Origin of the sequence: Longimicrobium sp., from assembly GCF_036280135.1 — a bacterium.
In the GTDB taxonomy this organism is placed as follows: Bacteria; Gemmatimonadota; Gemmatimonadetes; order Longimicrobiales; family Longimicrobiaceae; genus Longimicrobium.
The window spans coordinates 1-5938 of record NZ_DASURI010000739.1 but is presented as its reverse complement, the minus strand read 5'-3'; the positions used below and the strand labels follow the sequence as shown (position 1 = coordinate 5938).

At 72.0% G+C, this 5938-nt stretch carries 6 protein-coding genes; all 6 read right to left on the bottom strand.

Annotation, left to right across the window (positions count from 1 at the left end; genetic code table 11):
- The coding region (locus tag VFZ20_RS23910; RefSeq protein ID WP_329686471.1) for a response regulator at window positions 1-679 on the bottom strand (679 nt) is incomplete at its 3' end.
- Window positions 666-1172: a chemotaxis protein CheD gene (locus VFZ20_RS23905; RefSeq protein WP_329686470.1), complete on the bottom strand. Its 507-nt coding sequence runs from the start codon at window positions 1170-1172 to the stop codon at window positions 666-668. The genes VFZ20_RS23905 and VFZ20_RS23910, both read right to left, overlap by 14 nt.
- Entirely contained in the window at window positions 1169-2026 is an 858-nt protein-coding gene (locus VFZ20_RS23900) for a protein-glutamate O-methyltransferase CheR (RefSeq protein WP_329686469.1), read from the bottom strand. The genes VFZ20_RS23905 and VFZ20_RS23900 overlap by 4 nt, the downstream gene beginning before the upstream one ends.
- Window positions 2023-3639: a DUF4388 domain-containing protein gene (locus VFZ20_RS23895; RefSeq protein WP_329686468.1), complete on the bottom strand. Its 1617-nt coding sequence runs from the start codon at window positions 3637-3639 to the stop codon at window positions 2023-2025. Before VFZ20_RS23895 ends, VFZ20_RS23900 begins: the two co-directional genes overlap by 4 nt.
- Window position 3640: 1 nt before the next feature.
- The gene (locus VFZ20_RS23890) at window positions 3641-4834 is read right to left on the bottom strand and encodes a DnaA ATPase domain-containing protein (protein WP_329686467.1); all 1194 of its coding nucleotides are present in this window, start codon (window positions 4832-4834) and stop codon (window positions 3641-3643) included.
- Between the two features lie 674 nt (window positions 4835-5508).
- Window positions 5509-5938: GTP-binding protein (locus VFZ20_RS23885; RefSeq protein WP_329686466.1), on the bottom strand; the 430-nt coding region annotated here is incomplete at its 5' end.

Here is a 5938-nt window from a genome sequence, read left to right as displayed (position 1 = left end):
TGTGCTGCACGATCAGCACGGCCGCCCCCAGCTGCGTCCGCAGCCGCGGCACGAGCTCCGTCAGGGCGCGAGGCCCGCCCGTCGACGCCGCGATGGCCACGGCCACGTCCGCGGATCGGCCGAAGTCCGCCGTCCTGCGCCGCGGCGGTTCCGGCGCGGCGGCGGGCGTCTCGGCGGCGGCGGAGGGCGCGTCCAGCGGCGGGGGGACGGGCGCCAGCGGCCGGCGCGGGACGCGGACGGGGATGACGGACAGGTTGGCCGTGGACGCCGCCCGCAGCGCCTCCAGCAGCCGGTCGGCCACGGAGTCCAGGTTGAGCGAGATGGTGCCGGACGGCTTGGCCACGAAGTCCACCGCGCCGTAGTCCAGCGCCCGCATGGTGGCCTCGCCGCCCTCCGTGGTGTACGCGGAGAGCATGACGACGGGGCGCGGCGTCTCGCTCATGATGTAGCCCAGCGCGGAGAGGCCGTCCAGCAGGGGCATCTCCACGTCCATCGTCACCAGGTCGGGGTCCAGCTGGTGGACCTTCCGAAGCGCGTCGTTCCCGTCCCGCGCCGTCCCGACCACGCGGAACTCGTCGGTCTTTCCCAGGATGTCGCTGATGACGCGGCGCATGAAGGCGCTGTCGTCCACCACCAGCACCGTCCGCGGGGCGCGGCCCGTCCGCCTAGAGGACGACATCCGTCTTTCCCACGGAGCTCACGGTCGTCCTGCCCGCGCCCACGTGAAAGCGCACGGACCGGCCGTAGTCCCTGCCCACGTCCTCGCCCAGCACGGGGATGCCCGCGCGCTCCAGGGCCTCGCGGGCCGCGATGACGTTGCGCGCGCCCATGTTGAGCGAGCCGGGCACCATCAGGCCCTGGAACATGGCCGCCCCGCCCACCAGCCGCGCCGTCAGCCGGCCAGGGCGGGCCCCCAGGCGGGCCATCTCCTGGATGAGCGCGGGGACGGCCGTGCTGGCGAACTTGTTGGCGTTGCCCTGGTCGCGGCTCAGCGCGGGCTCCGGCAGCAGCACGTGCGCCAGCCCGCCCACGCGCGCGCCCGCGTCGTGCAGCACGATGGCCACGCAGCTGCCCAGCCCCAGGGTCACCAGGGTGTCGTCCGCGCCGCCCACGGCCGCCTGGGCCACGCGCACGTACGTGGCGCCGTTCATCGTCGTCGACAGTGGCTTCATAACGGCCTGCGAAAGATCCGCTCGCGGTTGTTCACGGGGCGGAACAGCAGCCTCGCCTCGCCGATCAGCGTCTCCACCTTGCCCATCACCAGGAACCCGCCCGGGGCCAGCGCATCGTAGAACCGCTTGAAGAGCCGCTCCTGGATGTCGCGGTCAAAGTAGATCACCACGTTGCGGCAAAAGATCAGGTTCTGCCCCTGCAGCGGCTCGCCCGAGATCAGGTCGCGCCGCTCGAAGCTCACGCCCTGCCGCGCCTCGGGGCGCAGGGTGAACGGCGGGCCGGGGCTGAACCAGCGCTGCAGCACGGGACCGGGGGTCTCGGCCATGGACAGCTCGGGGTACTCGGCCTTGCGGGCGGCCTCCAGGCTGCGCCGGTCGATGTCCGTGCCCGTGATCTGGATGCGCCCCGCGTCGTGCAGGCGCCGCTCCTTTTCCAGCCACTCGCGCATGAGGATGGAGGCCGTGTACGCCTCCTCGCCGCTGGCGCTGCCGGCGCTCCACACCTTGACCGGCCCCTTGCCCTCGAACAGGGTGGGCAGCACCTGCTGCTCCAGGGCGTTCCACGTCTCCAGGTTGCGAAAGAACTTGGTGACGTTGATGGTGAGCGTGTCCAGCAGGTGGTCGTACTCGGCCGGGTCGCGGTCCAGCAGCTGCCCGTACTCGGCAAAGGTGCGCTGCCCCCGCGCGCGCATGCGCACGGCGATGCGGCGGCGCAGGCACTTTTCCTTGTAGAACTGGCAGTTGAAGCCGCGGTCCGCCTCGATCTTGCGCTTGAGCTTCTCCAGCTCCTCGTCGTCCCCCTCCAGGGGAAACGAGAACGAGGGGAACGGCGGCGGCGGGGTGAGGGGGCTCATCGCAGCACGCTCTCCACCAGCTCCAGGTTGGTGCGCACGACGGAGTTCTGCGGATTGATCTCCAGCGCCCGGCGCCACAGCTCCACGGCCTGCTGCCGCTCCATCCGCTTGTAGTGGATGTTGCCCATGCGAAAGTACACGTCGTCGCCCAGCCGCGGGTTCAGCCGCACGGCCTGGCCGTAGCTCTCGGCCGCGTCGTCGTAGGCGCCGCGGCGGTACAGCGAGTCGCCCAGGGCCTTGTGGGCCTGGGGCAGCTCGCGGTCTTCCTCCGAGGCGCGGCGGTACATGGCCTCGGCCTGCTCCCAGTCGCCCTTGCGCTCCAGCACGGCGCCCATGTGCAGGTAGATGGGCGCCGCGTGGGGGTGCCGGATGACCCCCTCGTCGCCCAGGCGCAGGGCCGTGTCGGCCCGTCCCGCGGCCGCCTCGGCCAGCAGGGCGAAGGTGTAGTACGCCGCGGACGGGCGCCCGTCGCCCAGCAGCTCGCGGTACCCGGCAAACCCCTGCAACGCCGCCGGCACCTCGCCCGCCTTGAGCAGCAGGATGGCGCGGGAGAGGATGATGGCCGGCCGGCGCGGGGCCAGCCGGGCCGCCTCTTCGGCCGCGAACCGCGCGTCGGCCATCCGCCCCAGCCGCTCCAGCGAGAGCGCCATGGCATGGAAGACGGAGGCGCGCGTGCCGCCCAGCTCCACGACTTCCTTCAGGTACCGGAGGGCGAAGCGGTCGTCGCCCTTGCGCAGGCCGATGAGCGCGAGGTGAAAGCGGGCGTCCAGGTTGCGGGGCTGCAGCTCGGCCACCCGCCGGAACTCGCGCGTCGCCTCGTCGTACATCCCCGTCTTGTAAAAGGCGATGCCCAGGTTGCGGTGCTCGTCGATGCGCGCCTGGGGCACCTCCTTGACCTGCGCCTGCCGCCGGCCCACGGGGTGCGCGAACCCGGCCTGGATGAGGCCGAAGAGCGCCTTGCCCACGTCGAACTCCACCATCCCGCTCTCGTCGATCAGCTCCTGCACCGTGCGCTTGCCGTCGGTGAGGGGGATGATCTTGCGCTGCTCGTCGGAGAGGTCCGCCGCGTCGGGCTCGCGCGTGCGGTCGATCTCGAAGACCAGGTCCAGCGAGGGGATCTTCTTCTCGATCAGGCTCCACTCGTCGATGCGGCGGGCGCCTTCGAGCAGCAGGTTCTCGGGGTTGATGGACACGAGCATGGCCCCCTCGTCGGGGCGCTGCTCGGCCTCGAAGTAGAAGGAGCCCTGCGCCCAGGTAAAGAGGTAGTAGACGGCCTCCTCGATCTGGATGCGGATGTACTGCTCCAGCTGCTCGCGGGTGATGGCCCCGCGGCGGATGAGGATCTCGCCCAGGCGGCTGCTGGGGTCGCGCCCCTGCTCGTCGATGGCGGCGGACAGCTCCTTGGGTTGGACGAGGCCGTTCTTGACCAGCAGGTCGCCCAGCCGGTCGCGCCGGTTGACGATGGACGCGTAGGTGATGCGCCCGCGGTCAAAGAAGATGTAGCCGAAGTTGCTGCGGTCGCTCAGGCTCAGGCACCCGGTCTTCTGCCCCATGGCCAGGAGCTGGAGCACGTCGGGAAGGCTGGCCTCCTTGAGGTTTCCCTTGATCGCCATGTCAGGCCAGCTCCTCCACCAGGCGGTCGTCCAGGGCCAGCCAGGTCAGGGCCGTCTTTTCGGCGTTGAAGAACCAGCGGTCCACCTGGGGCTGCGCCTTGGCCGCTTCCTCCGCCTTGCGCTCCGCCGCGGCCCGGGCGCCCACGAGCAGGGCCTCGGCCTCGCCCACGCGGTCGGGGTCGGCCAGCACGGGCGAGCGGGCGGAGTCGGAGCGCATCTCCTCCAGCGCCCGGCGAATGCCCCGCAGCGTCTCCACGTCCGCCGCGAAGGAATCGAGGACGGCGTCCACGTCCGGCGCCGTGTCGGCGTCCAGGGCCGCTTCCAGGCGGCGGGTGCGGATCCCCTCGCCTTCCCAGCGCAGGATGGCCTCGGCCAGGCGCTTGCGCCACGGCGCCGTCTCCACGATCTCCTCGACCGTGGCGGCGATGTCGCTCAAAAAGGCGCTGAACTCGTCCGGCGTGTGCCCCGCGGGCTCCGGCCGGGCGATGCCGGCGACCTCGCCGCGGTCCAGGGTGCCCCCGCGCTCCGCCTGCGCCGCGCCTACGCGCTCCACGGCCGCCACGACGCCGGCCGCGTTGCCCAGGGGCAGCCGGGCGATCTCGGCCGCCGCGCCGTCCACGAGGGCGATGCCGCGCTGCTCGGCGGCCTTGCGGGCGATCTCCTCGCGCGAATCCGCCCCGTCGTCCGAGACGGGCGGAAGATCGACGGCCAGGCCACGGGTGAACCGCGCGCGCAGCTCCGGCTCGATCCCCGGCAGCTCGGCGGAGGGCGACTCGGCGGCCAGGACGATCTGCGCCGTCCACTCCAGCTCGTCCCACAGGGCCAGCAGCTCTTCCTGCGTGCGGCTCTTGCCGGCCAGGGCGTGCAGCTCGTCCAGCAGCACCAGCTCGGCCTCGAGCAGCTCGTCGCGCAGGGCGTGCATGCTGCCGCTGCCCACGGCCGCGCTCACCCGGTCCACGAGCCCGTCTGCCGTGAGGTAGACCACGCGCAGGTCGGGGCGCACGGCCAGGGCCAGGGCACCTACCGCCTGCAGCAGGTGCGTCTTGCCGGTGCCGGCGGCGCCGTAGATGAGGAGCGGGTTGTACGCGGTGCGCGGCGACTCGGCCGCACGGCGCGCGGCGGCCGCGGCCATCCGGTTGCCGGGGCCGACGACGAACGTGTCGAAGGTAAAGCGCGAGTCCTGCGAAAAGATCATCCTGGCAGTGGTTGTTGGGCCCGATAAACTAATCGTCCGGCCCGTGCGGCAACAGCGGTGCGGGAGCGGAACGGGTGCCGGGAGGATGGATCGCGCCGCCAGCGGGCCGCCCCCCATCCCCTGCCCTTCCCCCACAAACGGCGTGGGGGAAGGGGGATCACGATCCCAGCACGCAGGCAAGCGGTCTGCCGGCCCGCCGAGGGCCCCCCTCCCCCCGCCCCCTCCCCCCGCTTCGCGGAGGGAGGGGGAGAACTACGCGTGGGCATCCGGACGATTCGCGCCGGCAGCAGCCCGCCCCTCTCCCGGCCTCTCCCCGCTCGTTCTCGCGGAGAGAGGAGAACCCAGCCCCTGCACGAGCCGAATTCCGCGCGATGAGCCCGCCCCAGCGCCAACCCCTCCCCCGAAGTTGGGGAAGGGGTCGACCGCCGTCGCGAGGAACGAGCGAAAAGGCGGTCGGGGGAGAGGCCCCCCCCCGTCGCGCGGCGACGGGCGCTCCGCCTCATCGAAGACCGTGTTGCCCCCGCTCCACGCCCCGTGTGAAGTCTACACCCTCTCCCGCGCAGTTTGCGGGAGAGGGTGCGAGCGACAGCGAGCGGGTGAGGGCCCCACGCGGCCGGCGCGAGAGATCAGACGCATCGCATCCGATCCGCCCCTCCGCCGACCACGATCCGCGTTCAGCCCGCCGTCGCCTCCACCCCGCGCCCAAAGCGCTGCGAAAGCCGCCGCAGCACCAGCTCGCTGATGCCCTTGAGCGTGTCGAAGACGCCGATGCCCCCCAGCGCCTGCGCCTCGAAGCGCGGCAGGTCGCGGTAGTTCAGCAGGTCGTCCATCTCCTCCACGCTCAGCACGTCCGGCAGGTCGCGCTTGTTGTACTGCAGCACGATGGGGATGGTCCGCGGGTCCACCCCCTGCTCCAGCAGGTTCACCTGCAGGTTGCGGAAGCTCTCCACGTTCTCGTCGCGCTGCTGGCGCTGCGAATCGGCCACGAACACCACGCCGTCCGCGCCCTGCAGCACGAGCTTGCGGGTCGCGTTGTAGAAGACCTGTCCGGGTACGGTGTAGAGCGCCAGCCGCACCGAACAGTCGCCGACGCGCTCCACCCTG